The 1,647-nt window shown below is 73.2% G+C and carries 2 protein-coding genes; both read left to right on the top strand.

Features of this window, described 5'->3' with window-relative positions; all coding sequences use genetic code 11:
- The first annotated feature begins 168 nt into the window (after nt 1-168).
- A complete protein-coding gene (locus ACYVE9_RS25875) occupies nt 169-825 on the top strand; it encodes a LytR C-terminal domain-containing protein (RefSeq protein WP_461030319.1) in 657 nt (218 codons plus the stop codon).
- 55 nt (nt 826-880) lie between these two features.
- On the top strand, nt 881-1,647 hold a 767-nt coding region (locus ACYVE9_RS25870; protein WP_461030318.1), incomplete at its 3' end, for a hypothetical protein.

Genomic DNA, 1,647 nt, shown 5'->3' with positions numbered 1-1,647 from the left:
CGGCCGCCGCCCGCGCAGGCGCCGCCGACCCGCGCAGGCGCCGCCGACCCGCACCGACCCGCACCGACAGAGCCGTACGGAGCACGTATTGCCCCTTTCGGGTTGGGCTGCCCCCTGTGCGTTGATCGTTTAGTACGCACGGCCCGACACCCGGGCTACGCTGCGCCCATGAGCATGCTGACGCCTCCCGGCATGGGCGGTGAGTACCGCATCACGGGTGACAGATACCCCCGCATGCGGCGACCGCGCGGCCGTCGCCGAATCGTCCTGGGTTCTCTCGCCGCGGTCACCGCTCTCGGCCTGCTGGCCTGGGGCACGGTGCAGCTCGTCTCGGTGTTCACCGGCGGGGACGGCAAGACCGTCAGCGCCGCCCCCGAGGATTGCCGGACGACCGAGCCGCGGGCGGACGCGGAGGCGGCCGTCGCCCGCAAGCTGCCCGATCCGGCGTCGATCACCGTCAACGTCTACAACGCCACCAAGCGCAGCGGACTGGCCAGGGAGACCGCCGACGAACTCGCCGAACGCGGCTTCACCATCGGCGAGGTGGACAACGCCCCGCCGGAGCTCGACAAGAAGGTCAAGGCCACCGGCCTGCTGCTGGGCACCGCCAAGTCCGAGCAGAGCGGTGCGCTCGCGGTGCTCGCCGCCCATCTGGACAAGGCCAAGACCAAGGTCGACAACACCCGCAAGGGCCCCGCGGCGAAGAGCGTGGACCTCGTCATCGGCAACGGCTACCGCTCACTGACCAAACCGAAGGCGGCGGACCAGGCCCTGGTCGCGCTGACCGAGCCGACCCCCGAACCCTCCGCCTCACCCCGCTGCTGACTCCACCGCGCACCGCCCGTCGCACCGCCCCGCCGCCCCGGCTTATCGTCTCGGCATGCGGCGCACCGACATCCGGCAGGACGACGGCACGTGGACGGGCCTGTCCCTCGACGTGCGCTCACCTCGCCGACCGGGCCTCTGCCTGTACAGCGCCGAGCGGCGGCTGCTCCTGGTCCAGCACTCACGGCCCGTGCTGCTGGCCGAGGTCGCCGAGGACCACTGCGAGGTGGGGTTCTGGCGCACCGACGCCTACCGCTCCCCCGTCCCGCCGTTGCGAGCCGACTCGGTCCGGGCGGCGGCCGGCCGTCCGGACCGCTGGGCGCACCGCTTCACGCGGTACCTGCTCGACGCGCCGGGCGGCAGCCCCCTGCACGACGGACGCTGGCTGCTCTCCCGCGACAGCCCGCTGTCACACGGCAACCACAGCCGCAGACCGCCGGCCGAGTACTGGTCCTCGATGCTCGTCGAGGGCCATCCGGACGGATACGTCGACTGGTTCACGCATTCCGACTCGTGGGAGGTCCTCCCGCTGCGCCCGATGCCCGAGGCGGACGACAGCCGGGTGAAGGCGTACCGCAAGCAGGTCCACGACGGGACGCTCCCGCCCGTCCTGCTGTGGTGGGTCAGCGGCCTGGACTGCCACCTCGTCCTGGACGGACACGCGCGTCTCGCCGCGGCGATCGCCGAGTCGGCCGCACCACCGCTGCTGCAACTGCACCGCACCGCGCCGGGCGACGAGGTGGCCGCGGGCACCGAGCGGGCGGTGCGCCGCTACGAGGTCGAGTTGGCGCGCTTCGCCGGGATCCGCGCCGCCCACGGCCC

The organism is Streptomyces sparsus, from assembly GCF_054776295.1.
The sequence above is the reverse complement of the archived record's forward strand: the minus strand, read 5'-3'. Positions and strand labels throughout refer to the sequence as shown.